Source organism: Roseateles subflavus (genome assembly GCF_030285365.1).
GTDB classification, from domain to species: domain Bacteria; phylum Pseudomonadota; class Gammaproteobacteria; order Burkholderiales; family Burkholderiaceae_C; genus Roseateles_B; species Roseateles_B subflavus.
The window spans coordinates 1,006,654-1,033,306 of the sequence record NZ_JASVDS010000001.1 but is presented as its reverse complement, the minus strand read 5'-3'; the positions used below and the strand labels follow the sequence as shown (position 1 = coordinate 1,033,306).

23 protein-coding genes and 1 tRNA gene are annotated in these 26,653 nt (G+C 70.7%); 8 read left to right on the top strand and 16 right to left on the bottom strand.

What is annotated here, in order from left to right; genetic code table 11:
- Positions 1–32 precede the first annotated feature (32 nt).
- The 5 genes from QRD43_RS04610 to rsmB form a co-directional block, all read right to left on the bottom strand.
- Positions 33–108, bottom strand: a tRNA-Phe gene (locus QRD43_RS04610).
- A 65-nt stretch (positions 109–173) separates the two neighbouring features.
- Complete coding sequence (locus tag QRD43_RS04605; protein ID WP_285981294.1) at positions 174–884, bottom strand: response regulator; 711 nt, start codon at positions 882–884, stop codon at positions 174–176.
- A 13-nt stretch (positions 885–897) separates the two neighbouring features.
- Positions 898–3,153: a sensor histidine kinase gene (locus QRD43_RS04600; RefSeq protein ID WP_285981293.1), complete on the bottom strand. Its 2,256-nt coding sequence runs from the start codon at positions 3,151–3,153 to the stop codon at positions 898–900.
- 145 nt (positions 3,154–3,298) lie between these two features.
- Positions 3,299–3,961, bottom strand: coding sequence for a DUF4390 domain-containing protein (locus QRD43_RS04595; protein ID WP_285981292.1), 663 nt, complete (start codon positions 3,959–3,961; stop codon positions 3,299–3,301).
- On the bottom strand, positions 3,961–5,355 hold the full coding sequence (gene rsmB / locus QRD43_RS04590) for a 16S rRNA (cytosine(967)-C(5))-methyltransferase RsmB (RefSeq protein ID WP_285981291.1): 1,395 nt from the start codon (positions 5,353–5,355) through the stop codon (positions 3,961–3,963). Before rsmB ends, QRD43_RS04595 begins: the two co-directional genes overlap by 1 nt.
- A 219-nt stretch (positions 5,356–5,574) precedes the next feature.
- On the opposite strand from rsmB, the gene folE reads away from it, so the two are divergent.
- Positions 5,575–6,300: a GTP cyclohydrolase I gene (gene folE / locus QRD43_RS04585; protein WP_285981290.1), complete on the top strand. Its 726-nt coding sequence runs from the start codon at positions 5,575–5,577 to the stop codon at positions 6,298–6,300.
- A gap of 28 nt (positions 6,301–6,328) precedes the next feature.
- Positions 6,329–6,751: a BLUF domain-containing protein gene (locus tag QRD43_RS04580; protein WP_285981289.1), complete on the top strand. Its 423-nt coding sequence runs from the start codon at positions 6,329–6,331 to the stop codon at positions 6,749–6,751.
- A gap of 46 nt (positions 6,752–6,797) precedes the next feature.
- On the opposite strand, the gene QRD43_RS04575 is transcribed toward QRD43_RS04580, so the two are convergent.
- Together QRD43_RS04575 and queC are read right to left on the bottom strand one after the other, a co-directional pair.
- Positions 6,798–7,343 carry a LemA family protein gene (locus tag QRD43_RS04575; protein WP_285981288.1) on the bottom strand — a complete coding sequence of 182 codons (546 nt, stop codon included), beginning with the start codon at positions 7,341–7,343 and terminating at the stop codon, positions 6,798–6,800.
- A gap of 5 nt (positions 7,344–7,348) precedes the next feature.
- Complete coding sequence (gene queC / locus QRD43_RS04570) at positions 7,349–8,077, bottom strand: 7-cyano-7-deazaguanine synthase QueC (protein WP_285981287.1); 729 nt, start codon at positions 8,075–8,077, stop codon at positions 7,349–7,351.
- A 245-nt stretch (positions 8,078–8,322) separates the two neighbouring features.
- Here queC and QRD43_RS04565 point away from each other — a divergent pair, with 245 nt between their 5' ends.
- Both QRD43_RS04565 and QRD43_RS04560 read left to right on the top strand, forming a co-directional pair.
- Positions 8,323–8,967: a hypothetical protein gene (locus QRD43_RS04565; RefSeq protein WP_285981286.1), complete on the top strand. Its 645-nt coding sequence runs from the start codon at positions 8,323–8,325 to the stop codon at positions 8,965–8,967.
- A gap of 57 nt (positions 8,968–9,024) precedes the next feature.
- Positions 9,025–10,608: a DUF4139 domain-containing protein gene (locus QRD43_RS04560; RefSeq protein ID WP_285981285.1), complete on the top strand. Its 1,584-nt coding sequence runs from the start codon at positions 9,025–9,027 to the stop codon at positions 10,606–10,608.
- An 18-nt stretch (positions 10,609–10,626) separates the two neighbouring features.
- Here the strand turns inward: QRD43_RS04560 and QRD43_RS04555 are convergent, their stop codons facing one another.
- Together QRD43_RS04555 and QRD43_RS04550 are read right to left on the bottom strand one after the other, a co-directional pair.
- Positions 10,627–11,340, bottom strand: a complete 714-nt coding sequence (locus QRD43_RS04555; protein WP_285981284.1) for a hypothetical protein — start codon at positions 11,338–11,340, stop codon at positions 10,627–10,629.
- A 79-nt stretch (positions 11,341–11,419) separates the two neighbouring features.
- Positions 11,420–12,673 carry a glutamate-5-semialdehyde dehydrogenase gene (locus QRD43_RS04550; protein WP_285981540.1) on the bottom strand — a complete coding sequence of 418 codons (1,254 nt, stop codon included), beginning with the start codon at positions 12,671–12,673 and terminating at the stop codon, positions 11,420–11,422.
- Positions 12,674–12,900: 227 nt separating this feature from the next.
- Between QRD43_RS04550 and QRD43_RS04545 the strand changes: the two genes are divergently transcribed.
- Positions 12,901–13,815, top strand: a complete 915-nt coding sequence (locus tag QRD43_RS04545) for an AraC family transcriptional regulator (RefSeq protein ID WP_285981283.1) — start codon at positions 12,901–12,903, stop codon at positions 13,813–13,815.
- Here the strand turns inward: QRD43_RS04545 and QRD43_RS04540 are convergent, their stop codons facing one another.
- The 4 genes from QRD43_RS04540 to QRD43_RS04525 are packed head-to-tail and all read right to left on the bottom strand — an operon-like array spanning position 13,816 to position 20,232.
- Positions 13,816–14,664 carry a GNAT family N-acetyltransferase gene (locus QRD43_RS04540; protein WP_285981282.1) on the bottom strand — a complete coding sequence of 283 codons (849 nt, stop codon included), beginning with the start codon at positions 14,662–14,664 and terminating at the stop codon, positions 13,816–13,818.
- Between the two features lie 58 nt (positions 14,665–14,722).
- A complete protein-coding gene (locus QRD43_RS04535; RefSeq protein ID WP_285981281.1) occupies positions 14,723–15,712 on the bottom strand; it encodes an AEC family transporter in 990 nt (329 codons plus the stop codon).
- 16 nt (positions 15,713–15,728) lie between these two features.
- Positions 15,729–17,588: an ATP-binding protein gene (locus tag QRD43_RS04530; RefSeq protein ID WP_285981280.1), complete on the bottom strand. Its 1,860-nt coding sequence runs from the start codon at positions 17,586–17,588 to the stop codon at positions 15,729–15,731.
- 34 nt (positions 17,589–17,622) lie between these two features.
- Positions 17,623–20,232 carry a DNA topoisomerase III gene (locus QRD43_RS04525; protein ID WP_285981279.1) on the bottom strand — a complete coding sequence of 870 codons (2,610 nt, stop codon included), beginning with the start codon at positions 20,230–20,232 and terminating at the stop codon, positions 17,623–17,625.
- 165 nt (positions 20,233–20,397) lie between these two features.
- On the opposite strand from QRD43_RS04525, the gene QRD43_RS04520 reads away from it, so the two are divergent.
- From QRD43_RS04520 to QRD43_RS04510, 3 genes are read left to right on the top strand one after another with little or no spacing between them, the layout of a single operon-like run.
- Positions 20,398–20,880: an SET domain-containing protein gene (locus QRD43_RS04520; RefSeq protein WP_285981539.1), complete on the top strand. Its 483-nt coding sequence runs from the start codon at positions 20,398–20,400 to the stop codon at positions 20,878–20,880.
- A 15-nt stretch (positions 20,881–20,895) separates the two neighbouring features.
- Positions 20,896–21,804 (top strand): biotin--[acetyl-CoA-carboxylase] ligase, encoded by a 909-nt coding sequence (locus tag QRD43_RS04515; protein WP_285981278.1) that lies wholly within the window; start codon positions 20,896–20,898, stop codon positions 21,802–21,804.
- Positions 21,798–22,496 (top strand): hypothetical protein, encoded by a 699-nt coding sequence (locus QRD43_RS04510; RefSeq protein ID WP_285981277.1) that lies wholly within the window; start codon positions 21,798–21,800, stop codon positions 22,494–22,496. The genes QRD43_RS04515 and QRD43_RS04510 overlap by 7 nt, the downstream gene beginning before the upstream one ends.
- Positions 22,497–22,794: 298 nt before the next feature.
- Here the strand turns inward: QRD43_RS04510 and QRD43_RS04505 are convergent, their stop codons facing one another.
- From QRD43_RS04505 to QRD43_RS04495, 3 genes are all read right to left on the bottom strand, one after another.
- Positions 22,795–24,540 carry a S8 family peptidase gene (locus QRD43_RS04505; RefSeq protein WP_285981276.1) on the bottom strand — a complete coding sequence of 582 codons (1,746 nt, stop codon included), beginning with the start codon at positions 24,538–24,540 and terminating at the stop codon, positions 22,795–22,797.
- Between the two features lie 181 nt (positions 24,541–24,721).
- Positions 24,722–25,720 carry a type I glyceraldehyde-3-phosphate dehydrogenase gene (gene gap / locus QRD43_RS04500; RefSeq protein ID WP_285981275.1) on the bottom strand — a complete coding sequence of 333 codons (999 nt, stop codon included), beginning with the start codon at positions 25,718–25,720 and terminating at the stop codon, positions 24,722–24,724.
- A gap of 230 nt (positions 25,721–25,950) precedes the next feature.
- Positions 25,951–26,544, bottom strand: coding sequence for a PEP-CTERM sorting domain-containing protein (locus QRD43_RS04495; RefSeq protein WP_285981274.1), 594 nt, complete (start codon positions 26,542–26,544; stop codon positions 25,951–25,953).
- Positions 26,545–26,653 lie beyond the last annotated feature (109 nt).

Sequence of the window (26,653 nt, the reverse complement as noted above, 5' to 3'; positions counted from 1 at the left end):
CAGCCGCCGGGAGGCGATCGAAGCACTTGTCTTGGTGGCCAAGGGCGGAATCGAACCACCGACACGCGGATTTTCAATCCGCTGCTCTACCAACTGAGCTACTTGGCCATCTTTTCTTCTCTGACCGCCTGCGTCTTGCGGCGCAAAGATCAGCGAAGACCATGACTATAACACTAAATTTGGCTGTTGCGCTTATTTCTTGAAAGATCAACGCCCAGCTGCTTGAGCTTTCGGTACAGATGGGTGCGCTCGAGGCCGGTCTTCTCGGCCACGCGGGTCATGGAGCCGTTCTCCTTGGCCAGGTGGAACTCGAAGTAGCTCTTCTCGAAGGCATCGCGCGCCTCGCGCAGCGGACGGTCGAGCTCGAAGAGCTGTTCGGAGGCCAGCGCCTGCACAGGGGCGATCACCGGCGCCACGGCATGGCCGCTGTGGTTCAGCACCGAACTGTGCGGGTGCATGGGCAGCTCCGGACGCGCCGCGTAGCTCGGCAGACCGGGCGCCGGGGCGGCCGGGCGCGGGGCGGTCTTGACGAGGGCCTGCTCGACCGCGCGCAGGAGCTTCTGCAGCGTGATGGGCTTTTCCAGGAAGGCGATGGCGCCGAACTTGGTGGCCTCCACCGCGGTGTCGATGGTGCCGTGGCCGCTCATCATGATGACGGGCATGGTCAGCTGGCCGCTGCTGCCCCACTCCTTGAGCAGGGTGACGCCGTCGACGTCGGGCATCCAGATGTCCAGCAGCACGAGGTCGGGGCGCATGCGCTCACGGACGGCGCGGGCCTGGCCGGCGTTTTCCGCCAGCTCGATCGTGTGACCTTCGTCGGTCAGGATTTCAGACAACAGGGCCCGGATGCCCAGTTCGTCGTCAACAACAAGAATGGTTGCCATGTATGCCTACTGTTCACGCAGCCCCGGGAGCGTCGCTCGGCTCGGCCGGGCTCGGTGCAGTCGCGAGTTTTGAAAATGATAACGAAACTTGCGCGCCGTTCGGCGGCAGGGACTCGTCGGCCTCGGGATGCAGATTGCTGAGGCGGATGCGCGCCCCATGCTCGTCGGCGATCTTCTTGACCACGGCCAGCCCCAGCCCCGTGCCCTTGGACTTGGTGGTCACGTAGGGCTCGAAGGCTCTCTTGAGCACTTTCTCCGCAAAGCCGGGACCGTTATCCGAGATCACGAGGCGCAAGCCCCGAAGTTCGCCAGTGTCGCCCAGAGATTTGAGCGTGCGTACCCGCACATGCCCTTGTTCTCGATCAGCAACCGCGTCGAGCGCGTTCTGCACCAGGTTGTGGATGACCTGGCGCAGCTGGGTCGCGTCCCCCACGATCATGGGGAGATCCGCGGTGAGCTCGGCATGCAGCCGCCCGGCCTCCTGGGCCGAGGCATAGAGCATCAGCACCTCGCCCACCAGCGCATTGAGGTCCAGCGGCTTGAGCTGCGCGGCGGGCAGGCGGGCGTAGTCGCGGAACTCGTTGACGAGCTGCTTCATCGCCTGCACCTGGTTGACGATGGTGCCGACCGAACGCACGAGCATGGCCTGGTCCGGCCCCTCGAGCTTGGCCTCGAGCTTGTGCTGCAGGCGCTCGGCCGAGAGCTGGATGGGCGTCAGCGGGTTCTTGATCTCGTGCGCCAGACGCCGGGCCACTTCGCTCCAGGCCGCGGAGCGCTGGGCCGACACGACCTCGGAGATGTCGTCGAACACGATCAGCCGCTCGCCCTCGGGCAGGGTCGCGCCGCGCATCAGCAGGTTGAGCGATTCCTCCTGCCCCGGCAGCTTGAGCTCGAAGCTGTCCTGCCAGGTGCCGTCGCTGTCCTCGCTGCTGGCGAAGCGCTGGGCGACCTCGGCGGCGAAGTCCTGCAGCTCGGGCACCGCCTCCATGCGCTGCCCCTGGTAGGCCGACAGCGGCAGGCGCAGGATGCGCGTGGCGCCGGGGTTGATGGTGTCCATGCCGCCGCGGGCATCGAAGCCGATCACGCCGGCGGTGAGGTTGTCCAGGATGGTCTGGAGGTGGGTGCGGGCGCTTTCAAGCTGGGTCACGCTCTGCTCGACCATGTGGCGGGCATCGGCCAGCTGCTGGGTCATGTCGGCAAAGCTGCGGGTGAGGCCGCCCAGCTCGTCGCGCGAGGCGATGGTGGGCTTGGCGGTGAGGTCGCCCTGTGCCACCTGGCGCATGCCGTCGGCCAGCAGCAGCAGCGGCTGGGCGAGCTGGTCGCCCAGGGTCACGGCCAGCAGCAGCGCGGCGAAGGTGGCCAGGATCAGCACCAGCGTGAGCGTACCGAGGTACATGCCGCGCATGCCGTCCCGTTCCAGCGAGCGCTGCTGGTACTCGAGGTTGGCGTTCTGCACGGCGAGCGCATTGGCCAGCACCGAGCCCGGCAGGCCCTGCACGACCATCAGATAGCGGTCGCTGGCGCCGAGGCTGAAGTCGTTGCTGGGCACGAGGGCCAGGGCGCGGATGCGGGCCTGGCCCTGCAGCGCCTTGGCCTCGTCCTCCAGGCCTTCGATCTTGCTGATCACGCCCTGGCGGCGCACGTCGCGCAGCAGGTTGCTGCTGGTGCGGCTGAGGGTGAGCGAGGGGTTGTCCGCGCCGCCGACCACCGCCAGCGGCTGCCCGTTGGCGCCCAGCAGGCTGACGGAACGGGCCGAGAGCTGGTCCCGCAGCCGCTCGAGCGCCAGCGTCATCGGCGTGCCGCCCTGCTCGCCCAGGCGCTCGGCGGCACTGCGTGTCTTGGTGCCCAGCTCGTTGACGAGGCCGTCGAGCGTGCCCTGCCCCAGCTTCAGGCCGGACTCCAGGGCGCTGGCGAGGCGCACGTCGAACCAGCTTTCGATGGAGCGGTTCACGAACTGGTAGGACACGGTGTAGATCAGCACGCCCGGCACCACGCCCACGAGGGCAAAGATGCCGGCGAGCTTGAGCAGCAGGCGACTGCCGAACTTGCCCCGGCGCACCCGCAGCACCAGACGGACGCCGGCGCTGATGATGACCGTGGCCAGCACGACCGCCACGCCGACATTCAGCCCCAGGAGCCAGAGCGAATGCCGCACGAAGAAGCCGCGCTCCGCCGTGGCGCCGATGGACAGCAGGAAGGCCAGCAGGCCGCCCGCCCCGGCAACGGCCAGCAGCGAGACCAGCCAGGCCCAGCGTCTCACACGGCTCACGGGAGCATCCTTCGCACGATGTGCGGTCCCGCCAGGCGGGAATTCGCGCCTACGGGCGGCCGGGCGGCGTCCATTGTGGGCACCCTTCGCACGATGTGCGGTCCCGCCAGGCGGGAATTCGCGCCTACGGGCGGCCGGGCGGCGCTCATGGCTGCAGCTTGGCGCTGAAATCAGGCGCGAGGTTGAGGCGCTGCTCGACGCTCAGGCCCCAGCCCTGCGGCGCGCCCAGGCCGATCTGCATGGGGCGCGGCAGCTGGGAGGTGTCGAGCTTGTAGCTGAACTCGAGGTAGTACTTGCCTTCCTCGTCGATGTCGCGGGGCTCGGCGATGCGCCAGCCGGCGACACCCCGCATGAAGGCCAGGGCCTCGGGGAGGGAGTCGAAGTTCTGGTGCAGGCCCTCGGTGGTCACCCGGTACTGGCGGGTCAGCGGCTGCCAGACGAGGCGCCAGCTGCGCGTGGCCCGCGCCGCACGGGCATCGCGCCAGTACCAGCGGCTGCGCATCACGGTGACCTCGGCCTGGAAGAAGACCGGCAAGCCCTTGAGCAAGGCCTCCTCCACCGGGCGGGTCAGCTCGAAGCGAGCGCTGAAACTCAGCTGCAAGCCGTCGTCGGTGCGCTCCGTGCGCAGGTCGCTCAGGTGGATGCCCTCGGCGCGCGCCGCGGACACCGCCCCGAGCAGCAGGGCCAGCATCAGCACGATCCCCAGAAGCAGCCGCCCGCCCCATGCCACAGCGCGGCCCAGACCCTTGGCGGGCCAGGCGCAGCGCAGCAGACATGGCGACACCGGCGCCAGGGGAGCAAGAACCATCAGTGGGTGGATGCGGGCGATTTCAGGAGCAGGGCATAGAAGAAGCCGTCCAGCGGGACAGCCTGCCCGGCCGCGTTCTGGGAGCCATTGTCAGGCACGGGTAGCAGATGGCCCGTGAGCCCGGCACACTCCAGGGCCTTCGCATCAGGCCGGCGTTGCAAAAATGCGTCGACCTGGTCCTGCCCCTCCGCCCTGAACAGCGAGCAGGTGGCGTAGACGAGCCGCCCCCCCGGCTTGAGCAGCGGCCACAGGGCGTCCAGCAGCTCGGCCTGGATGCGCGCCAGCTGGGCGATGTCCTCCGGGCGGCGCAGCCAGCGCACGTCCGGGTGGCGGCGCACGATGCCGGAGGCGCTGCACGGCGCGTCGAGCAGGATGGCGTCAAAGGGGCGGCCGTCCCACCAGTCGGCGGTCTGGCGGGCATCCACCGCGCGGGTGCCGGCCTGCAGCTGCAGGCGGGCAAGGTTGTCATTGACGCGGGCCAGGCGCTCGGCGTCGGCGTCCAGGGCCAGCAGGTCCAGCGCCTGCAGCTCCAGCAGGTGCGCGGTCTTGCCCCCCGGCGCGGAGCAGGCGTCGAGCACCCGGGCGCCGCTTGGCAGGGCGGCGAGGGCCAGGTCTTGCCCCTCGCCCGTGCGCCCGCGCAGGGCGGCCACCGTCAGCGGGGCGGCGATCTGGGCGGCGGCGTCCTGCACCGACACGGCCCCCTGCTCGAAGCCCGGCAGCGCGGACACCGGCTGCGGGCGATCCAGCAGCAGGCCCTGCGGCAGACGATCGCCCAGCAGGCGCGAGGCCAGTCCCTGCGCCGTCAGGCGGGCCTGGTAGTCCGCCGCGCTGCCCTGGCGGGCGTTCACGCGCAGCGTCATGGGGGGACGGCTGTTGTTGGCGGCCAGGATGCCCTGCCAGTGCTCGGGCCAGTCCTGACGGACGCGGTCGATCCACCACTGCGGATGGTTGTGGTGCGCCACCGGGTCGCGCTGCAGGGCCTGCACGAGGGCCTCGCGCTCCCGCAGGAAGCGGCGCAGCACGGCGTTCACGAAGCCAGCGCTCGGGGCCGCGCGCTGGCGCATGGCCCGCACGGCCTGGTCGACGACGGTATGGGCGGCGTAGGGCGGCTCCTCGGCGGGCCACAGCAGGGCCAGCGCGCACAGCAGCAGGTTCTCGACCTTGGGCGGTGGCGCCTTGGGCGCGAGCTGGCGGCGCAGAGCCTGGGCCGCGCCCAGGTGGCGCAGGACGTGGAAGCTCAGGGCCTGGGTGCCAGGGCGCAGCTCGCGCGGGCAGCGGGCCAGGACATCCGTGAGCGAGCGCCCCTGGCGCACGGCCTGGACGGCGTCCGCGGTCTGGAGCAGGAGGCGCTGCAGGGGGATGCCGGCAGCGGTGGAGGAGGAGTTTTCAGACACCCGGGCAGTGTAAGTGCCGCCCCGTTCCGAGACTTAGGCCGGTTTGAAGGGGGCCGGCGACGGGCGTCAGACGGCGGCGCCGTCGCCTCCCCAGCCTGCCTCCATGCGACGCCCACCGCCCTTGCCCTGCCGGCCCCTGGGGACAAGCGCCCGGCGCCTGCGCTCTTTGCCGCCAAAGAGGCCACAATCCGCGCACAACAAGTTCTCTGCGAGACCCCCATGCCCGGCAAGACCGCCTCCCTCCCCGCCCTCAGCGCCGACGAGCTGGCCGCGCTGCCCGCCTCGGAGCGCGTGCGCTACCGCCTGCTCGCCGCCGACTGCCGACACCACGCCAACGACAACATCGCCGACTTCATCGAGGACGGCGAGCTCGACGAGATCCAGGCCGAAGTCCAGAAGCAGCTCCAGGGCGTGCTGCGGGCCCTGGTGATCGACACCGACAGCGACCACAACACGCAGGACACCGCCAAGCGCGTGGCCAAGATGTTCGTCCGCGAGGTGTTCAAGGGGCGCTATGTGCAGGCGCCGGACGTCACCGAGTTCCCCAACATCACGCGGCTCAACGAGCTGATGATCGTCGGCCCCATCACCGTGCGCTCGGCCTGCTCGCACCACCTGTGCCCCATCGTCGGCCGGGTGTGGATCGGCCTGCTGCCCAACGAGCACTCGAACCTGATCGGCCTGTCGAAGTACGCGCGGCTCACCGACTGGATCATGAGCCGCCCCCAGATCCAGGAAGAGGCCGTGACGATGCTGGCCAACGAGCTGCAGGAGCGGGTCCAGCCGGACGGCCTCGGCATCGTGATGGAGGCCGACCATTTCTGCATGCATTGGCGCGGCGTCAAGGACAGCGACTCGATGATGACCAACAGTGTGATGCGCGGCGCCTTCCTCAAGGATCCGAACCTGCGTCGCGAATTCCTCTCGCTGCTCAGCAAGAAGTAAGCCCCGCCCCACCCTCCCGGAGTGCCCCATGCTTGTCCGTCTTCTCTATGCCAGCCGTGCCGCCGAAGGCACCAAGGAAAGCCAGCTGGCCGCCATCCTCAAGCAGTCACGAGAACACAACCCGGCCGAAGGCATCACCGGCCTGCTGTGCCTGAGCGACGGTGTCTTCATCCAGGTGCTCGAGGGCGGCCGCGATGCCGTCAATGCGCGCTACAAGGCCATCGTCCAGGATCCGCGCCACCACGACGTGATCCTGCTGAGCTACGAGGAAATCGACGAGCGCCGCTTCGCCGGCTGGTCGATGGGCCAGGTCAACCTGCACCGGCTCAACCCGGCCCTGGTGCTCAAGTACTGCGACACCACGCGCCTGAACCCCTACGCGATGCGCGGCCAGGCGCTGATGGCGCTGTTCCAGGAGCTGGTGAGCTCCGGCGTGATCGAGTGCAGCTGAGACCCGCGCCGGGCTGGGGGCCACCGCCTCCCGGCCGCGCGCAAGATCAGAGCGAGCGGGCCTCGCCGAAGCCGAAGAAGCTGGCCAGGACCCGCGTCGGGAACTGCTGCACCGCCTCGTTGTAGACACTCACCGCCTGGTTGAACAGCTGCCGGGCGAAGGCGCGCTGGCGCTCGACCATCTTCAGCTCGTCGACCAGCGCGAAGACCTCGGGATGCTCGGCGAGCTCGCCGTGGTGTTCGACGAGGGACATCAGCCGCGTGAGCGCCGCGGCATGCACCGCCGCCGCCACGGCCAGCGCGGCGACCGGGTCCGCCGCGAAGGGCCGGGCGCGCACGGCGTTCGCCGCCGCCTGGGCCTCGGCCTGGGCGCTCTCCAGCGCATCGAAGGTGGCCTGCTCGTTCTGCAGCAGCGGCCGCAGCCCCTCCAGCAGCCGGGCGCACAGCTGCGCACGCTGGCTGAGCAGGCCGTCCAGCTGCCCGTAGGCCGCGCCGATGGCATTGCGCAGCCGCATCATGCGGTTGTAGCCACCCACGCCCCAGAAGAAGAGCAGGGCGCCGAGCACCCAGGGGGTCCAGGACCAGGACGTCATCCCGCTCACGCCCCGCGACCCGCCAGCCAGCCCTCATAGCCCTGCGCCCGCAGCTCGCAGGCCGGGCAGGTGCCGCAGCCATGGCCCCAGGCGTGCCGCAGCGTGCGGTCGCCCAGGTAGCAGGTGTGCGTGTGCTCGACCACCAGCGCGTTCAGCGCCGCGCCGCCCAGGCGCTCGGTGAGGGCCCAGGTCTCAGCCTTGGTGATGAACATGAGCGGCGTCTCGATGGTCATGGGCTGGTCCAGGCCCAGGCTCAGGGCCACCTGCAGCGCCTTGAGCGTGTTGTCCCGGCAGTCCGGGTAGCCGGAGTAGTCCGTCTCGCACATGCCGCCGACCAGCACGGAAGCCCCGCGGCGGTAGGCCAGCGTCGCCGCGAAGCTCAGGAAGAGCAGGTTGCGACCGGGCACGAAGGTGTTGGGCAGGCCGTTCGCCTGCATCTCGATGGCGCGCGATTCGGTCAGCGCCGTGTCGGAGATCTGACCCAGGAGAGAGAGATCCAGCACATGGTCCTCACCCAGCTTGGCGCCCCAGGCGGGGAACTGCGCGGCCAGCTCGCGGCGCACGGTCTGGCGGCAGTCGAGCTCGACGCGGTGGCGCTGGCCGTAGTCGAAGCCCAGCGTCTCGACGCGGGCGTAGCGGTCCAGCGCCCAGGCGAGGCAGGCGGTGGAATCCTGGCCGCCGGAGAACAGCACCAGGGCCTTGCGGCTGGAATTGGCTTGCGGGGGAAGACTCATGGCCCGCAGTGTGCCATTGCCGGCCGAGCTGCTCCCGATCGAGCCCCTTGCCGCAGTGCCCGGCGCCGCGCCAAGGGGCAGGGTCGACGTGAAACCGTTTGGAAGGACATGGCTCGGGCAATACCCTGAAGTCGGAGGGGCTTCCGCACTCCTAGACTGCCGCACCCGTCCTGCAAACGATCCACGCAAGAAAAAGAAGAACGACGGTGCCGAGGAGGTCTTAGGACCTACACGAGGACTTCATCATGCAACTCCCGGATTGGGATGCCTTGCTGCGCCTGGTGGCGCTCTATGCCCACGTCCTGGCCTGCTTCGCCGCTGCGGCGGGCATCGTCATGGGCGACCTGGCCGTGTTCATGCGCCGCCGCATCGACCACGAGCAACTGAGGGAGGGCACGGTCTGGGTGAGCCGCGCCCTGCTGGCTCTGTGGATCACCGGACTGGTGATCATCGGGATCGACACCGGCTTTGCGCCGGCCGTCATCGCCTCCAAGGGCAAGCTGCTGGCCAAGATCGCCGTCGTGGTCGTGCTGACGCTCAACGGCTTCGCCCTGCACCGCTGGGCCCTGCCCCGCCTGCTGGCGCCCGCCGGTGACGCGGACTATGCGCGTCAGGCCGCCAAGGTCCCGAGCCTGCTGGGGGCCGTGAGCGCCTGCAGCTGGCTCTTCGCCGCCTTCCTCGGCCTCGCCAAGGTGCTGGCCGCGGTGATGGGCGTCGGCGGCTTCCTCGAGCTCTACGCCCTGGGCCTCGTGCTGGCGATGGCCGTGGCCTGGGTCTGGGCCCGCCCGCGCCTGGCTCGCCAGCTGCGCGAGCCGAGCCCGGCCAGCGCGGCCATGGCGCTGGACGCGCTGCACAGCGAATCCCGCCTCGAAGGGCTCTGGGGCACCTGAGGCCGGCAGCGGGCTGGCGGTGTTAGGCTCAGGCTCCCATTGCCAGCCCCCACTGCCATGCCCGTCGCCCTGCCTGTCACGTGCCGCCCCCTCCCGCTGCTGATCCTGCTCGCCGCGGGCCAGGCCTCCCTGGCCCAGGCCGCCCCCGCCTCCGACACCCTCCGCCAGGTCACCCTGCATCCCCAGGGCGCCACGATCGAGCGGGCGCTGACCCTGGCGCCCCATGCCCGCGAGGCCCGCTTCAGCTGCCTGAGCCCGGACCTCGTCGCCGATTCCCTCCAGCTCCTGCCCGCAGCCGACATGGGCGTGGGCGAGGTCCGGCTGGAGCTCAAGCCCGCCGAGCTGCTGCCGGAATGCGACCGTGGCAGCCGGGTGCGGGAGCTGGAGCAGCAGTCCCGCCAGCTCCAGGCCGAGAAGGAGGCGCTCGAGGTCTCGCTGAATTTCCTGCGCCACCTGACCGGCAAGGAGCTGCCCCCGGGCCCGCGCCTGCAGGACACGCTCGAGACGCTGCGCCGCCAGACGTTCGAGCAGCTGCAGCGCCAGCAGTCGCTCAAGGAACGCGCGGAGGCCCTGGACCGCCAGCTGGCCCAGGCCCGTGAGCAGGAGGGTGAGCAGCGCCAGTACCAGGTCCTGACCGTGCCCGTGGACACCGCCGCGGGCGGCGAGCTGCGCCTGGTCTACCGCAGCGAGCAGGCGGGCTGGACGCCGCTCTACCGCGCCCGCCTCGACACCGCCACGGGCAAGCTGAGCGTGGAGCGCCGCGCCGAGGCCTCGCAGAAGACGGGCGAAGACTGGAGCAGCGTGCCGCTGCGCCTGAGCACCGAGCTCGGCCGGCCGCAGGGTGGGCCGGGCTTTCTCGCGCCCTGGCTGCTGGACATCCGCCCGAAAGAGGAGCCGCGCCCTCGCTATGCCGCCGCGCCGGCCCCCGTCATGATGGCGGACAGCAAGCCCGGGGCGCTGGAGCACGTGCAGGTCACCGGCTCGCGGGTGCGGTCGCCGTTCACGCCCGAGGTCTTTGCCGGCGAGTTCGCCACGGACTACACCCTGCCCGGCCGCCAGCGCCTGCTCAGCGGCGCGCAAGCCCTGCAGCTGTCGCTCGGCCAGGAGGTGATCGAGGCCGGTGTCTACAGCCGCGTGCAGCCGCAGGTCGACAACGCCGCCTTCCTCATCGCCGAGCTCTCGCGCCCGGCCGGCAGCTGGCCGCGCGGCAAGCTGCAGCTCTACCGCGACGGCCTGCTGGTCGGGGACTCCCAGCTGCTGTTCAGCGGCGAGCAGAAGGTCGACTGGGTCTTCGGCCGGGACGATCGCCTGCGCGTGCGCCGCCTGCCGGAGCGCCTTGACGGCGCCCAGTCCGGCCTCATCAGCCAGCGCCAGGAGCGCCAGGTGGAACGCAGCTACGAGGTGGAGAACCGCCTCGACAAGCCGATCCCGGTCGTGGTGCTGGAGGCCAGCCCGGTCAGCCAGCATGCGGACATCCGCATCGATGCGACCTTCACCCCCGAGCCCCAGCCGGGCGAATGGCGCGAGCAACGCGGCATCCGCGCCTGGCGCCAGACGCTCGCCCCGAAGCAGACGCAGCGCTTCAGCGCCCGCTACAAGCTCTCGGCCCCGGCCGACGCGCAGGTCACGGGCTGGCGCTGAGCCACCCACGCCCCCCGGTCAGGACTTCGCCGCCTTGCCGCTGCAGCGCTGCAGGTTGTAGCGCGCGGCGCGGTAGAGCGGCAGCAGGATGTCGTGGTCCGTGGGGGCCGTCTCGCGGAACATCTTCAGCTGCTCCTCGTTCGCCCCCTCGCGGGACAGCCGGATGCACTCGTCCGACTGCCCCAGGTGATAGGCCGCCACCGCGCGGTCGTTGTTCAGGGCATAGGCCTCCGACCAATGCAGGTAGGGGCCGCAGGCGGTGGCCAGCGCCGCCCAGCGCGCCGCGGCCTCGGCATGGCGGCCGGCCTTGTAGTCCTTGAGGCCCGCCGCCTGGCGCGCCTGCCGTTCGGGCTCGGTGCAGCCGGCCGGCGTCGGGTGGTAGATGCCCTCGAACGTGGCCCGCTGGCCGCAGAACATCCGGCAGGCCGACTCCATGGCCGGCGAGGCGGGCCCCACCTGCAGGCGCCCGCCCGGCAGCGGCTTGAACGCCACCTTGCAGCCGTCGCCCGCATCCCCGATGTCGCCCTTGCGCGGGCCGTCCAGCGTGCAGCTGTGGCCGTTGGAGCCCATCGCGAGCAGCTCGAACTTGTCACCCTCGAAGCTCAGGTCACCCCAGCCCTTCTCCGTGACGTAGCGGGTGCCCGGTGGGGCCGCCAGCGCGACCATCGGCAGGGACAGCGCGGCGGCCAGCAGGGCGCGCGAGGCGAAAGACAGTCGGGGAGCAGCGGTCATGGCATCGAGGGACATCCGGTGCGCGGACCATAACACGGCCCCTGCGCGGCGCCCCACATCGCCCCTCGACGGCGGGCCCTCAGCCGCGGACCTCGCCCTGCCCCAGCACGACCCACTTCATCGACGTCAGCCCTTCCAGGCCGACCGGGCCGCGGGCGTGGAACTTGTCGGTCGAGATGCCGATCTCCGCGCCCAGGCCGTACTCGAAGCCGTCCGCGAAGCGCGTGCTGGCGTTGACCATCACGCTGGCGGAGTCCACCTCGCGCAGGAAGCGCATGGCATTGGGGTGGTTCGTGGTGAGGATGGCATCGGTGTGGTGCGAGCCGTGGCGGTTGATGTGGTCCATGGCCTCGTCGAGGCTGTCCACCACCTTGATGCTGATGACCAGCGCGAGGTACTCCGTGTCCCAGTCCGCCTCCGTTGCCGCGACGAGTGTCGCGCCGGGCACGCCCTGAAGCAGCGCGAGGCTGCGCGGGCAGCCGCGCATCTCGACGCCCTTGGCCGCGAACACCGCACCCATGCGAGGCAGGAAGGCCGCCGCCTGCGCCGCATGCACCAGCAGGGACTCGGTCGCGTTGCAGGGGCTCACCTTCTGCGTCTTGGCGTTGTCCACCACGCGCAGGGCCAGGTCGAGGTCGACCTCGGCATCGACGTAGCAGTGACAGTTGCCGTCCAGGTGCTTGATGACGGGCACGCGCGCCTCAGCGGCGATGCGCTCGATGAGGCCCTTGCCGCCGCGCGGGATGATCACGTCCACATAGGCCGGCATGGCGATGAGCAGGCCCACGGCGGCGCGATCGGTGGTGCCGACAAGCTGCACGGCGGCGGCCGGCAGGCCGGCCTCCTCGAGGCTCTGTGCCACGAGCGCGGCCAGCGCCTGGTTCGAGTGGAACGCTTCTGAGCCACCGCGCAGCAGGCAGGCATTGCCGCTCTTGATGGCCAGCGAGGCGGCCTCGATGGTCACGTTGGGGCGGCTCTCGTAGATCATGCCGAAGACGCCCAGCGGCACGCGCATCTGCCCCACGCTGATGCCGGTGGGGCGGCGCTTCACGCCGGTGATCTCGCCGATGGGGTCCGGCATGGCGGCGATCTGCTCGCAGCCCTCGGCCACGGTGGCGATCACGGCGGGCGTGAGGCGCAGGCGGTCCAGCATCGGGCCGGCCAGGCCGGCGGCCTCGGCGGCCTGCAGGTCGCGGGCGTTGGCGGCGGCCAGGGCCGGCCCCTCGGCACGCAGGCGCCGCGCCAGGGCCAGCAGGGCGGTGTTCTTGGCGGCGGTCGGGGCCGCGGCCATCAGCCGGCTGGCGGCACGGGCGGCCACGCCCAGGGCGCTCATGTAGGCCGGGAGGTCCTGGGCGGGATCGGGCCGGGGCGCGGCCCCGGCGGTGAGCGAAACGGCGGTACTCATGCGCCCCATTCTCCGCCCTCGCCCCCGGCCGGCGCCCGGCGACGGCTTTCGCCGCTGGGCAAGCCGATCTTGCGGCAGCACGGGCCGGCAGCGCCCGCGGGTCCGCAAGATCGGCACGGCGCGCGGGCGGGTGCGGGGGTAGGCTTCGCCCCACGATGAACACGCCCGCCCTGCCCTCCCCGACCGACAGCCCCCAGCGCTGGCAGGCCCGCATGCAGCGGGTCCTGCGCCATGTCGATGCCCAGCCCGGCGCGGCGCTGGACCTCGCCGGCCTGTCGGCACTCGCCCACAGCTCGCCCTTCCACTTCCACCGCCAGTTCGCCGCCCTGTGCGGGCTGCCGCTGGCGCGCTACGTGCTGCTCTCCCGCATGCGACGCGCCGCCCAGCAGCTCGCGCACCGGCCGGCGCTGCCGGTGCTGGAGGTGGCGCTGGCCAGCGGCTACGAGAGCCCCGAGGCCTTCACCCGGGCGTTTCGTCGCCTGCTCGGCAAGACGCCCAGCCAGTGGCGGCGTGACCCGCGCTCCGCCCGCTGGGCCGCCTGCGAGCAGCAACTTCATCTCGCGGAGCAATGGCCCATGAACGACACGATCTTCTCCCTCGCCCAGGTGCGCCTCGAGCGGCGCCCGGACGTCCCCGTCGCGCTGCTGGTGCATCGCGGCCCGATGCAGGACCTGGCGCCCAGCCTGCAGCGCTTCATCGCGTGGCGGCGCGAGCGCCAGCTGCCGCCCTCGCGGGCCGCGACCTACAACCTGCTCTATGACGATCCGGCCTCCGTGGCCCCGGCCGACTGCCGATTCGGGCTGGCCGTCGCCTGGGAGGCGCCGGTGCCGCCGAATCCGCAAGGGCTGGTGGCCTCGCGCATCGAGGGCGGCCTGCACGCGGTGCTGCGCCACGAAGGGCCGGACGCCAGCCTCGACCAGGCCATCCGCTGGCTCTACGGCGTCTGGCTGCCGCAGAGCGGCCACGAGCTGCGCGACGCGCCGCCCTTCCTGCACCGACTGCGCTTCTTCCCCGATGTGCCCGCGCACGAGGCGCTGGTGGAGATCCACCTGCCGCTGCAGGCGGCCTGATCACCCGACCCGGCGCATCCAGAGCTGGTGCAGGGGCTCGGCGCCCAGGCCCAGCGACGCCAGGGCCTCGCCCCCGACCGACGGGCGCAGCAGCTGCGGCATGCGCCAATGCCGCCAGCCGGGATGCGCGGCGGCCAGGGCCTGCAGCAAGGCGCGCAGGTCCGCCTGCGAGGGATCGCGGTCCACGACGGCACTGAGCTGGAAGCACCCGTCGTCGTCGGGCCTGGGCGCCCCGGTGACGAGCGCCCCGCCCCAGGCGAAGGCCCGCTGCCCCTGCGCGGACGCGAGGCCAAGCCGCGTCTGCTGCAGCGGCAGGGCCAGGCCCTCGGCCTCGGCCGCGTCGAGCCAGGCCAGGGCCTCGTTCCAGGCCAGCTCGCGCCAGCCCACGCCGGGGCCGGGCGGCACCGTCCCGGCCCAGCCCTGCAGCAGGTCCCGCGTCTCGAAACCGTGGCGCTCATACAGCCGCCGGGCCCGCTCGTTCTGGGCGAAGACTTCAAGCTCCGTCTGTTCGCAGCCGGCGGCGCGCGCCCGCGCCAGGAAGTCCGCCAGCAGCGCGGGGGCCGCCCCGCTGCCCCGTGCGGCCGGCAAGGCGCCCATGGTGCCGAGGCGCCAGCTGGACCGGGCCGGACGCGGCGCCGTGAAGGCGAAGGCCAGCGGACGGCCCTGCCCATCGACGGCCACGCGGCTCAATGCCAGGTCGATCCCCTGCCGGGCCAGGAATCCCGGCCAGGCCTCGGGCGGCAGCACGAAGGGGCCGATCAGGTAGTCGGCGAAGGCGGCGGTGAAGGCCTCGTGCAGCGATGCGGCGGGCACCGCATCGGCGCAGATCAGCGTGACAGAGGGGGACATGGGCAAGACCTGGCCCTCGCCTGGCGCGGGGCCCCTGACAGAACAGGCCCCCAGTGCATCAGAGCAAGCCGAGGCGCGCCAGTCCCAGGAGCCATAGCGGCGCGGTGCCGGCGAAGATCAGGGTGCCCAGCACGACGGCGGCCGTGGTCTCGGCTTCCTCGCAGCGGTAGCGCTGCGCGAAGATCAGCGCATTGGAGCCCGGCGGCAGCGCGGCCATCATCACGATCACGGCCAGCGGCAGGGCCGGCAGTTTCAGCCCCCACAGGCCCAGGGCCAGCACCAGGCCCGGCAGCACCAGCAGCTTCCACACGAGCAGGCCCAGCACCGAGCGCCAGCGCGCCGGCCAGCCGTAGTAGGCCAGGGACATGCCGATGAGCGTCAGGCACAGCGGCACCACCGCCGTGCCCAGCATCTGCAGCACTTCGTCCAGCGCCGCCGGCAGCGCCCACCCGGTCGCGTTCCAGGCGAGGCCCGCCAGCACCGGCAGCACCACGGGGTGGATGATGGTGTTGCGCGCCGTGGCCCGCATCGTCGCGCGCAGGCCCAGGGGGTTGTGGGCATGCGCGGCGCGGGCGAGGTCCAGCTCCACCAGCAGGGTCAGCACGCTCAGCAGCGTCAGCGCATGCAGGCTGACCACGGTGATGTGGATGGCCAGCCCCTGCTCCCCGAAGACCGCCGCGGCCAGCGGCACGCCCACCTGCAGCGTGTTGCCGAAGCTCGCCGTGATGGCCCGCACGCTGGGGCTCGCGACCGCCCCCTGCCCGCGGAGGCGCAGCCAGCCGTAGCAGGCCAGCATGCCCAGCACGACGGGCGTGAAGAAGCCGATCAGCGTGACCCAGGGCAGGTGGTGGAAGTCGATGCGGGCCGTGGTGCGGAACATCAGCGCCGGCACGAAGATGAAGAAGGCGGCGTTGGACAGCACCCGGGCGGGATCGCCGCCGCTGCCGCCGGCATCGGCCTCGCCAAGCCAGCGCATGCGCCCGACGAGCCAGCCGATGCTGACCGCGGCCATGATGGCCATCAGCTTGGCCAGGACCGTGTCGTTCATCGCCCGCCCCGCCCGTTCACGACTGCAGCGGCAGCTCGAGGTCGAACCAGAAGCGGCTGCCGACGCCGGGCTCGCTGTGCACCTCGATGCGGCTGCCCATCAGGCGCACGAGCTGCTGGCTGATGGACAGGCCGAGGCCGGTCCCGCCGGCGCGGCGGGCATCCTCGGCCACCTGCTCGAAGGGCTGGAACAGGCGGCTCGCCTGGGCGTCGTCCATGCCGATGCCGGTGTCGCTGACCTCGATGCGCACCGTGGCGGTGGCCGGGCTCTGCGCCACGAGCTCGGCGACGAGGCTCAGCCGGCCGTGGTCCGTGAACTTGACGGCGTTGGAGAGCAGGTTGAGCAGCACCTGGCGCAGGCGCTGGCCGTCCACGCGCACGCGCAGCGGCAGGTTCTCGTCGATGTGCACCTGGAAGGCGAGGCGCTTCTCCGCCACCCGCAGCCGGATGGCGTCGCAGGCCACCTCCAGCAGCGCGCGCAGGTCCACGGTGGCGGGCTGCAGGCGCACCTTGCCGGCCTCGATGCTGGCCATGTCCAGCAGATCCGTGATGAGTGCCAGCAGGTGCTCGCCGGAGTCGCGCACGAGGTTGATCTTGCCGCGCTGGCCGTCGTCCAGGCGCTCGTCCATCTGCAGCAGCTGCGCGAAGCCGAGGATGGCGTTGAGCGGCGTGCGGAACTCGTGGCTCATGGTGGCCAGGAAGCGGCTCTTGGACTGGTTCGCCGCCTCGGCGCGGATCTTGGCCTGGGACAGCTCCATGGTGCGCGCCTCCACCAGCTCCTCGAGGTGGTCGCGGTGCCGCGTGAGCTCCTGCTCGGCCAGGCGGCGCTGGGTGATGTCGCTGATCATGCCCTCGATGCGCGCGCCCTGCCCCTGCGCCCCGGGCACGACGTGGGCGCTGAGCTCGATCCACAGCTGGCGGCCGTCATGCGTGCCCACCAGCATCGGCACCTGCTGCAGCAGGCGATGGCGCATCAGCGCCCGCAGCACGCGCCGCAGCTCGCCGGGCTCGAGCCGGACCAGGCGGCGCAGATTGCGGGACACCGCCAGCGCCTGGGCCGGACGCTCGTAGCCCAGCATCTGCGCCATGGCCTTGTTCAGCCCGAGCAGGCGGCCGCGGCCGTCCGTCTGGAAGATGCCTTCGGTGGCGTTCTCGAACAGGCTGCGGTAGCGCGCCTCGCTGGCCCGCAGCCCTTCCGAGGACTGCTGCAGCTGGTGGCTCATGATGTTGAACTGCTGCGTGAGCTCGCCGATCTCGTCGTGGCGCACCACGTCCAGCGTGACCCCCAGCTCGCCATGCGACACGCGCTGCGCCAGGGCGCCCAGGCGCGAGACCGGCTGCTTCACGAGCCGGTTCACGAGCCAGTAGCAGGAGGCCAGCACGGCCACGAGCACGGCCGCGAGCAGCATCACCACGAAGCGGCGCATCTCCGACACCGCGGCCGCCACGCGGTCCCCGGTGAAGTGCAGCCGCGCCTGGCCGACCTTCACGGGCCGGTGCTGCGAGGCCGTCTGGTAGACGACGTCGAACTCCTTCACGAGCGGCGGCGTGCGGCTCTCCTGCTCGCGGTGGCGGCGCATCGGCTGGACGTCGACGCCCAGGGCCTCCAGCTCGACCGACAGCACCTCCGGGTCGGCCATGACGGCATCCAGCAGATTGGAGATCGCGGCGCTGTCGAGATTCCAGATCGGGCCTGCAAAGCCACGGGCGGCGATCTCGGCCAGCCGCTCCTGGCGCTGCAGCAGCGCCTCGGTCAGCTGGCGTTCCTCGCGGCTCGTCCAGTACGCACCGACGGCGAGCACCAGCAGCGTGGCCACGAGGCCGAGGCCCGCCATCAGGCGCGTCTGGATGCTCCAGTCCCTCAGCGGCAAGCGCATGCGACTCCTCGTGGGGGGCACCACGGCTGCGCGGTCAGGCCTTCTTCGCGGCGGTCTTGCGCGCCGCCGACTTCGCCGCCGGCTTCGCCGCGCGCGGCTCGAACTCGAACATCACCTTGCCGGCCTTGGCGTCGAAGGCCAGGAAGGCCTTGAACTTGCGGCGGGTCTTGTTCGAGACGAAGTTCTCCAGCAGGTCCGTCTTGCCGGCCTCCAGCAGCTTGCGCATCTGGTTGAGCTCGATGGGCTGCTGCAGGATGATCTTGCCGCTCTTGAAGTCGCAGGAGGGCGCCGGGCCGGTGCTCTTCTCGCAGACGTAGTTGCTGCCGTGCTCGTAGACGGTGCCGCCGCACTTGGGGCAGGCGCCCAGCGGCTCGGACTGGCTGAAGTCCACGGCCTCGGCGGCCTCATCGGCCTTCTTGGCGTCCTCGCCGAAGTCGAACTCCAGCTTCCAGTTCTGGATCTCCTCGTCATAGACCAGGGCCAGCTCGGCCGTGAAGGGCCAGCCCGCCTTGGAGCGGAAGCCTTCGAGCGGGCCGATCTTCTTGTCGTGCAGGAACTTCTCGACCTCATGCAGCTCGAAGCTGCGGCCGCCCGGGATCTTGCCGATGGAGAAGCCGCAGCCTTCGCCCTCGCCCGACTTGCCGCAGCAGGTGAAGCGGCGGTAGTTCTCCTTCACGACGCCGCCGCACTTCGGGCAGGGCGTCTTGAGGGTGGCGTAGTCGCCGGGGATGGTGTCGCGGTCGTATTCCTTGGCCTTCTGCACCACGCGCTGGGTCATCTCGGCGATGCGGGCCATGAACTCCTCGCGGTTCAGGCGGCCCTTCTCCATCTCGGCGAGCTGGTGCTCCCAGTTGCCGGTCAGCTCGGGCTTGGTGAGGTCCTCGACGCCCAGGCCGCGCAGCAGCGTCATCAGCTGGAAGGCCTTGGCCGTGGGGATGAGCTCGCGGCCCTCGCGCAGCATGTACTTCTCGGTGATCAGGCCTTCGATGGTGGCGGCGCGCGTGGCTGGCGTGCCCAGGCCCTTCTCGGCCATGGCCTCGCGCAGCTCGTCGTCGTCCACCAGCTTGCCCGCGCCTTCCATGGCGGACAGCAGCGTCGCTTCCGTGTAGCGGGCGGGCGGCTTCGTGGCCAGGCCCTTGACGTCGACGCTCTCGGTGCGCACCACCTCGCCGGGCTTCACCGGCACCAGGCTCGCGCCGCTGCCGTCGTCCTCGCTCTGGGCTTCCTTGCCGTAGACGGCCAGCCAGCCCGGGTTCACCAGCACCTTGCCGTTGGTCTGGAACTTGTAGTCCTTGCCGGCGGCGGTCACGGTCGAGATGCGGGTGGTGACCTGGAATTCGGCCGCGGGGAAGAACACCGCCAGGAAGCGCTTGACCACGAGCTCATAGAGCTTGGCCTCGGCCTCGGTGAGGCTCTTGGGCGCCTGCAGCGTGGGGATGATGGCAAAGTGGTCCGAGACCTTGGCGTTGTCGAAGACCTTCTTCGTGGGCTTGATGTAGCCCTTGTTGAGCGCCACGCGCGCATGGCCGGCGAGGGCCTGCAGCGGACCGGGCAGGTCCTCCTCGGCGATCATCTCCGCGGTCTGCTTGGCGACGGCCAGGTAGTCCTCCGGCAGGTAGCGCGAGTCGGTACGCGGGTAGGTGAGGACCTTGTGCTTCTCGTACAGCGCCTGGGCCAGGCCCAGCGTGGTCTTGGCCGAGAAGCCGAAGCGCGAGTTGGCCTCGCGCTGCAGCGTGGTCAGGTCATAGAGGCCCGGGCTGCTCTGCGAGCTGGGCTTGCTCTCTTCAGTGACGGATGCCGGCTGGCCCTTCACCGCGGCGGCGATGGCCTCGGCCTCGGCCTGGGTCCAGACGCGGTCGGCCCTGAGCTCGGCATCCTCGGCGTTCTTCTTCCAGGCCGGGTCGAACCACTTGCCCTCGTACTGGCCGGCCTCGGCATCGAAGCTGCCGCGGATCTCCCAGTAGTCGCGCGCGACGTGCTTGCGGATCTTCTCCTCGCGCTCGACGACGATGGACAGCGTGGGCGTCTGCACACGGCCGACGGTGGTCAGGAAGAAGCCGCCGTCGCGCGAGTTGAACGCGGTCATGGCGCGCGTGCCGTTGATGCCCACGAGCCAGTCGGCCTCGGAGCGGCAGCGGGCGGCGTCGGCCAGGGGCAGCATCTGCGCATCCGTGCGCAGGCGATCGAAGCCGTCGCGGATGGCCTGCGGCGTCATGGACTGCAGCCACAGACGGCTGACCGGCTTGCTGATGGCGGCCTTGGCCGTGCCGGCGTACTGCACGATCAGACGGAAGATCAGCTCCCCTTCACGGCCCGCGTCACAGGCGTTGATGAGCGTCTCGATGTCCTTGCGGCGGATGAGCTTGACCAGCGCGTTGAGGCGGCCCTTGCTCTTGTCGATCGGGTTGAGGTCGAAGTGCGGCGGGATGACGGGCAGGTGGGCGAAGCTCCACTTGCCGCGCTTGACGTCGTACTCCTCCGGCGCCTTGATTTCCACCAGGTGGCCCACGGCGGAGCTCACCACGTACTGGTCGTTCTCGAAGTACTCGTCATGCTTGTCGAACTTGCCGGACTGCGGCGTGAGGGCGCGCACGATGTCCTGCGCGACGGAAGGCTTCTCGGCAATGATCAGGGCTTTGCTCATGGTCTCTTCTGACGTTCCTGGTGGGGCTGGCCGCCGGCATCGAAAGCTCTGCCTACAATGCGGCCTCGCGCGCACGCACACGCGCACGCACCCATGATTTCAATGTAACCAACTCGAGCCATGCCGCAAGCCGCCCGCAAGAAGTCCGCAGACGCTCCCGCCCCGATGGCCGTTCGCAAGGCCGCCAAGGTGGTCAAGGGCGGTGGCCGCCGCATCCAGGTGCGCCGCTCGGGCGTGCATGGCCGCGGCGTCTTCGCCGTGGCGGAGATCGCGGCGGGCGAGGTCCTGGTCGAGTACACCGGCGAGCGCATCGACTGGGACGAGGCCATGGACCGCCACCCCCATGACCCGGCGCAGCCCAACCACACCTTCTACTTCGGCCTGGACGACGGCACGGTGATCGACGCCCTGCACGGCGGCAACAGCGCCCGCTGGATCAACCACAGCTGCGACCCCAACTGCGAGGCGGACGAGGTCAACGGCCGCGTCTTCATCAAGGCCCTGCGTGACCTGATGCCCGGCGAGGAGCTGTTCTACGACTACGGGCTGACGGTGGACGAGCGCTACACGCCGAAGCTCAAGAAGGAATACGCCTGTCATTGCGGCGCGCCGCACTGCCGTGGCACCATGCTCACGCCCAAACGCTGAACCGCCCGCCCCACAATGGCCGTCAATCATCAGAACTGGGGCGCCGAGTCGCTCTGGCAAGACCTGGAACCCCTGCTGCCGGGCCTGTCCATCGAGGTCCTGGCCCGCACGGACTCCACGAACAGCGTGCTGCTGGAGCGCGTGCGCTCGGAGCAGCGCTCCACCAGCGATCGCGGGGCGGAGCGCCCCCCGGAGCGAGGCCAGGAACGCGGCATCGACCGCCATGACACCCCCCGCTTCGGCCGCCGCGCCCACGACATGCAGCCCTGCCTGCTGGTGGCCGAGCACCAGACCGCCGGCCGTGGCCGCATGGGCCGCATCTGGCATGCGGAGGCCGGCGCCTCGCTGACCTTCTCCCTGGCCCTGCCGCTCGCGCTGCCGGACTGGTCCGGCCTGTCGCTCGCCGTCGGGTGCGCCATGGCCGAGGCGCTGGAGCCCGCGCCCGCCGCCGCGCCGCGCCTGCAGCTCAAGTGGCCCAATGACCTCTGGCTGGACGGCCGCAAGCTCGGGGGCATCCTCATCGAGACCGTCAGCGCCGGTGAGCAGCGCATCGCGGTGATCGGCGTGGGCCTGAACATCCGCCCGCAGCACCCCGGCAACGAGAGCCAGTTCATGAGCGGCTACGCCAGCCTCGATGAGCTCGACGCGAGCCTCAGCGCCCCCGAGGTGCTGCGCCGTGTGGCACGGCCGCTGATCCTCGCCGTCACCGGCTTTGCCCAGGGCGGCTTCGGCGCCTGGCAGCAGCGCTACCAGGCCCGGGACCTGCTGCGGGGCCGCCCCATCAGCGCCGCCGGCGCCGAGGGCCTGGGCGCGGGTGTCAGCGCCCAGGGCGAGCTGCTGATGGACGTGCGCGGCCAGCGCCAGGTCGTGAGCGCTGGCGAAGTCTCTGTCCGCCTGCAAGCCAGCGAGCCGCCCGCATGCTGAGAATCCTCTTCATCGCCGCCCTGCTCCTGAACGCCCTGGTGTTCGCCTTCACCCAGGGCTGGCTCGACAGCATCACCGGTCTGCGCGCTCGCGGCGACAGCGACCCGACGCGTCTCGCCCGGCAGGTGCAGCCGGAGCAGCTCCAGCTCCTGAATGCGCAGGCGGCGAAGTCCGTCCAGGCGCGCGCCTGCCTCGAGTTCGGCCCGCTGATGGGCGACGACGCCCTGCGCAGCGTGCAGGCGCAGCTGGACAAGGCCGGCATCGCCGCCTCGCAGTGGCAGGACCAGCGGGCCGAACAGGCCGGCGTGTGGGCCGTGGCGACCATCCGTTTCCCGAACAAGGATTTCCAGCAGCGCAAGGAAGAGACCTACAAGCGCATGCGGATCAACTTCGAGTACCTCGCCGGCCCCCCCGAAGAAGTGCCGACGATGGTGCTCTCCCGCCACGGCAGCGAGAAGGCCGCCGAGGCCGCCCTGGAGGCCATGAGCCAGCGCGCGCTCAAGGGCCTGCGGGTGATGCAGCTCCAGGCCGCCAGCAGCCTGCACGTGCTGCGATTTGCCCAGGCGGACGGCGTGACGCAGGGCAAGCTGCGCGGCATCAAGGAGCTGGGCGAAGGGCGGGCCTGCCCGGCCTCGGGGGCGCCTGCCACCGCCGACAGCGCAGCCGCCAGCGCCGCTTCCAGCGCCCGCTGATCCACAGGCGAGTGCCGGCCGTGCCCGGTGAGGCCGGGCCGCGTCCGCCCTGCCCCCTCGATGCCTGACGATGCGCACATCGCCCCGGGCGCTTGGGCATGCCGCACGAGACCTCGGATCGCGTGGACGGGCCCGGGCGTCACGGGCGCTTCCGCCCTCCCCACGGCACCTCGGCCTGCCACCCCCGACGGCAGACCGTCAGGGCCGCCGCCACCGGGCCAGCGGCAGACTCAGCGTGGGCCAGAAGCAGACAGGGCGCCCGCGGGCGCCCTGTCGGCATGAGCAGGCGCGGTGGCCTTCAGCGCAGCCGCCGTGCGCGGCGCAGCCAGGGCACGCTGGCCAGCAGGGCCAGCAGCCAGACCGGGCTCATGGCACCGCCGCCGCCGCCACCGCCGCTGGAGGTCGGCGTCGGCGCCACGCTCTTCAGGGCCGCCTGCACGTCCAGCATGCCGGCGCCACAGGTGCTGGTCGTGCAGTAGCACTCGAACTGGGGGGTGCCGTCCGGCGCCTTGCAGGCGGCCGGATTGGCGTCACCCGAGGACCCACCCCCGGTGGTGGGGAAGGGCCGGACGGTGCTCACCAGGGTCTGGCGCACCTGGTCCGGCGTCAGGTCGGGACGCACGGACAGGAGCAGCGCGACCGAGCCCGCGACCAGGGGCGCCGAGAAGCTGGTCCCGATCGTGACCTCGTTGTTCGTGTAGGCATTGACCGCGGCCTCCGGCCCCTGCTTGCCGGTGTTGCTGGTCGTGAGCATGGGATACAGGCAGGGGCCTTCGGCCAGGACGCAGTTCCCGCCCGGCGCCGAGAGCGTGACCTCGGGACCCACGCTCGAGAAGCCCGACTTGGTGCCCACATGGCGCAGGCCTCCCACCGCGATGACGCCGCTGCAGTTGGCCGGCAGGCCGACCGCCAGGCCGGCCGAGTTGCCGGCCGCCGCGACGATCACCGCCCCCTTGGCCCGGACCTCGGCCACGGTCTCCGTGTAGAGCTTGGCGATGCTGCTGCCGTCGCTGCAGCTGCCGTTGCCGCCAAGGCTCATGTTGAGCACCCGGGCCGGCGTGGGGTTCGCCGGCACACCCGGCGCCGTGATGCCGGCCGCCCAGCGCATGCCCAGCATGATGTCGGAGTCATAGCCGCCGCACTTGCCCAGCACGCGCACGGGCAGGATCCTGCTGCTCCAGGAGACGCCGGCAATGCCCACGCCGTTGTTGCCGGCCGCGCCGATCAGCCCGGACACCTTGGTGCCGTGCCAGGAGCTGTTGCTCACGTCATCGTAGGTGCAGCCGCTGATGAGGCCGCTGGCGATGTCCGCGTCGCTCACCCAGTCGCCCGGGTCGCTGGCATCGCTGTCCCCCCGGTTGCCGTCATTCGCCACGGCCAGGGCGTCGATGTCATTCGTGCTCGCGCCGATCATGTCGTAGCCGGGCAGCAGCTTGCCGGCGAGATCCGGATGGTCGTAGCGCACGCCCGTGTCGAGCACCGCCACCACCACGCTGCTGCTGCCGGTGCTGAGATCCCAGGCCCCTTCGGCATTGATGGAGGAGACGAGGTCCTTGCCCGGCGCCATCAGGTACCACTGGCCGTGGCCATTGCTGCCCTGCGCCTGGTTGACCTGGGGATACAGCGGATCGTTCGGCACCGCGGCCAGGTGCCGGCGCTGGTCCACCGCGACGAACTCGACCTCGGCGTCCTTGCCCAGGCGCGCTGCCAGCGCGTCGGAGCTCAGGCCCCTGGCCAGCACCACCTGCGTGCGCTCGTCCAGGCTGTGATGGGCGCGCAGGGCCAGGCCGGTCCGCCCGCCAAGGCCTTCCGCGCGGACGCGGGCGATCTGCCGCGCCGTGGCGACATCCGTGCGGGCGCTCAGGGCCTGGGCCCGCACGCTCTGCGCGCCGGCCTTGAAGCGGACGATGACACGCCCGACAGGCTCGGCGGTGGCGCTCGCGCCGGTGCCGGTGCCGGATTGGGCCTGCAGGCCCAGGGGAGCGGCCAGGGCGGCCATCAGCAGGCCCAGGGCAAGTGGGCGCAGGCGGGTGGGGAGAGACATGGGAAAGGCTCCGGTGCAGGTCGGTTCAATGCCCGGCAGTGTAGGGATTTGCACGCGGCACGGACGTAAAGAATCGCTAGGCAAAACACGCAGGGCCAAGACCGCGGCCTCGTGCTTGCCCGGCGCCCAGACATGAAAAAACCCCGCCGTGGCGGGGTTCTGCAGCGGGAGCGCGCCGGATTTACTTGGCGACCACGCGGACCATTTCGAGGACCTTGTTGGAGTAGCCCCACTCGTTGTCGTACCAGGACACGACCTTCACGAAGGTGCTGTCCAGGGCGATGCCGGCCTCGGCATCGAACACCGAGGTGCAGGACTCGCCGCGGAAATCGGTGGCGACCACCTTGTCTTCCGTGTAGCCCAGCACGCCCTTGAGCGCGCCTTCCGACTGGGCCTTCATTTCGGCGCAGATGTCGGCGTAGCTGGCGGCGCTGTTGAGCTCGACGGTCAGGTCGACCACGGAGACGTCAGACGTCGGCACGCGGAAGGACATGCCGGTCAGCTTCTTGTTCAGCTCGGGGATCACCACGCCCACGGCCTTGGCGGCGCCGGTGCTGCTGGGGATGATGTTCTCGAGGATGCCGCGGCCGCCGCGCCAGTCCTTGTTGGACGGGCCGTCGACGGTCTTCTGCGTGGCGGTGGCGGCGTGCACGGTGGTCATCAGGCCGCGCTTGATGCCCCACTTGTCGTTCAGCACCTTGGCCACGGGGGCCAGGCAGTTGGTGGTGCACGAGGCGTTGGAGATGATGGCCTGACCGGCGTAGGTCTTGTCGTTCACGCCGTAGACGAACATCGGGGTGTCGTCCTTGGACGGGGCGGACATGATCACCTTCTTGGCGCCGGCCTTCAGGTGGGCGTCGGCGGTGTCCTTGGTCAGGAACAGGCCGGTGGACTCGACGACGATGTCGGCGCCGACCTCATCCCACTTCAGCTCGGCCGGGTTCTTCACGGCGGTCAGGCGGATCTTCTTGCCGTTGACGATCAGGGTGTTGCCATCGACGGCGACGTCGCCCTTGAAGCGGCCGTGCACGCTGTCGTACTTCAGCATGTAGGCCAGGTAGTCCGGCTCCAGCAGGTCGTTGATGCCCACGACCTCGATGTCATTGAAGTTCTGGACAGCGGCGCGGAACACCATGCGGCCGATGCGGCCGAAGCCATTGATACCGATCTTGATCGTCATGCGGAAGTCTCCGGAGTGAAATGAAAAAGCTGTGAAAACCTGACTGCGCAGGATTTTCGCCGATTCCGGAGCCCTGGGCGCTGCCGCCCCGGAACAAAGGGGGTACGCAGGCTTCACTTTTCGATCCAGCGCAAGTCGTGGCATCGCGTGTCCTGCCCGGTTCAGCGCTGACCGCGCAAAAAATAGGCCGACCCGCAGGTCGGCCTCCGGCCAGCGCCGGCGCCGGTGCGTCAAGCCTTGCGGCGGCGATGGACAGTGGCCACGCCCAAGCCCAGCAGCAGCAGCAAGCTCCAGCTTGCCGGCTCGGGCACGTCGAAGGCGTCGATCCGGACGCCCTGCACGGACAGGCCCACGAACTGATCGCCATCGCTCGGCACCAGGCTGGCCCGGATGAGGCGCGGGTGGTCCTGGCTGAGCCACAGCGTCGTGAAGCCCCCGTCCGGCGTGATGCGACCGAACTGCACATGGGTGTCCGTCGCGAAGTCCGCCCCCACGATCGCCGTGTCCACCGGACGCGCCAGCAGGTCCAGCAGCGGGATGCCGGCCGCATTCGTCGAGATGTAGCTCTCTCCCAGGGCGCCGGAGAAGGACGTGAAGGTCATGTCCAGGCTGCCGCCGATGGCGCGCACGCGGGCACTCTTGATGTCGGAGTTCAGGTACACCTGGCCCAGGCTGCTGCTCGCGCCGTTGTCCAGCGTGAAGTCTACCCAGATGTGACTTCCGAACAGCGCGGGGTTGTGATTGCGCTGCCAGTCGGGCATGTCGAATCGGAAGGTCACGGGACTGGCCTGTGCCAGGCCCGCGGCCAGCAGCCAGCAGCTCATCAACAGGGCACGTCCCGCCTGCAGAGGGCGGGCTCTTCTCAGGAACGTCAACATCGGGAATCCTCCATGTTTTGGACTATTGACGGGCGCCCTGGGGGCGCCACGCCGT

Excerpts from the sequence above, each read along its gene's own strand:
- QRD43_RS04605 (WP_285981294.1), bottom strand. The coding sequence starts at position 884 with ATGGCAACCATTCTTGTTGTTGACGACGAACTGGGCATCCGGGCCCTG.
- QRD43_RS04595 (WP_285981292.1), bottom strand. The coding sequence starts at position 3,961 with ATGGTTCTTGCTCCCCTGGCGCCGGTGTCGCCATGTCTGCTGCGCTGC.
- folE (WP_285981290.1), top strand. The coding sequence starts at position 5,575 with ATGCCCGGCAAGACCGCCTCCCTCCCCGCCCTCAGCGCCGACGAGCTG.
- QRD43_RS04580 (WP_285981289.1), top strand. The coding sequence starts at position 6,329 with ATGCTTGTCCGTCTTCTCTATGCCAGCCGTGCCGCCGAAGGCACCAAG.
- QRD43_RS04575 (WP_285981288.1), bottom strand. The coding sequence starts at position 7,343 with ATGACGTCCTGGTCCTGGACCCCCTGGGTGCTCGGCGCCCTGCTCTTC.
- queC (WP_285981287.1), bottom strand. The coding sequence starts at position 8,077 with ATGAGTCTTCCCCCGCAAGCCAATTCCAGCCGCAAGGCCCTGGTGCTG.
- QRD43_RS04565 (WP_285981286.1), top strand. The coding sequence starts at position 8,323 with ATGCAACTCCCGGATTGGGATGCCTTGCTGCGCCTGGTGGCGCTCTAT.
- QRD43_RS04560 (WP_285981285.1), top strand. The coding sequence starts at position 9,025 with ATGCCCGTCGCCCTGCCTGTCACGTGCCGCCCCCTCCCGCTGCTGATC.
- QRD43_RS04555 (WP_285981284.1), bottom strand. The coding sequence starts at position 11,340 with ATGACCGCTGCTCCCCGACTGTCTTTCGCCTCGCGCGCCCTGCTGGCC.
- QRD43_RS04550 (WP_285981540.1), bottom strand. The coding sequence starts at position 12,673 with ATGAGCGCCCTGGGCGTGGCCGCCCGTGCCGCCAGCCGGCTGATGGCC.
- QRD43_RS04545 (WP_285981283.1), top strand. The coding sequence starts at position 12,901 with ATGAACACGCCCGCCCTGCCCTCCCCGACCGACAGCCCCCAGCGCTGG.
- QRD43_RS04540 (WP_285981282.1), bottom strand. The coding sequence starts at position 14,664 with ATGTCCCCCTCTGTCACGCTGATCTGCGCCGATGCGGTGCCCGCCGCA.
- QRD43_RS04535 (WP_285981281.1), bottom strand. The coding sequence starts at position 15,712 with ATGAACGACACGGTCCTGGCCAAGCTGATGGCCATCATGGCCGCGGTC.
- QRD43_RS04530 (WP_285981280.1), bottom strand. The coding sequence starts at position 17,588 with ATGCGCTTGCCGCTGAGGGACTGGAGCATCCAGACGCGCCTGATGGCG.
- QRD43_RS04525 (WP_285981279.1), bottom strand. The coding sequence starts at position 20,232 with ATGAGCAAAGCCCTGATCATTGCCGAGAAGCCTTCCGTCGCGCAGGAC.
- QRD43_RS04520 (WP_285981539.1), top strand. The coding sequence starts at position 20,398 with ATGGCCGTTCGCAAGGCCGCCAAGGTGGTCAAGGGCGGTGGCCGCCGC.
- QRD43_RS04515 (WP_285981278.1), top strand. The coding sequence starts at position 20,896 with ATGGCCGTCAATCATCAGAACTGGGGCGCCGAGTCGCTCTGGCAAGAC.
- QRD43_RS04510 (WP_285981277.1), top strand. The coding sequence starts at position 21,798 with ATGCTGAGAATCCTCTTCATCGCCGCCCTGCTCCTGAACGCCCTGGTG.
- QRD43_RS04505 (WP_285981276.1), bottom strand. The coding sequence starts at position 24,540 with ATGTCTCTCCCCACCCGCCTGCGCCCACTTGCCCTGGGCCTGCTGATG.
- gap (WP_285981275.1), bottom strand. The coding sequence starts at position 25,720 with ATGACGATCAAGATCGGTATCAATGGCTTCGGCCGCATCGGCCGCATG.
- QRD43_RS04495 (WP_285981274.1), bottom strand. The coding sequence starts at position 26,544 with ATGAGCTGCTGGCTGCTGGCCGCGGGCCTGGCACAGGCCAGTCCCGTG.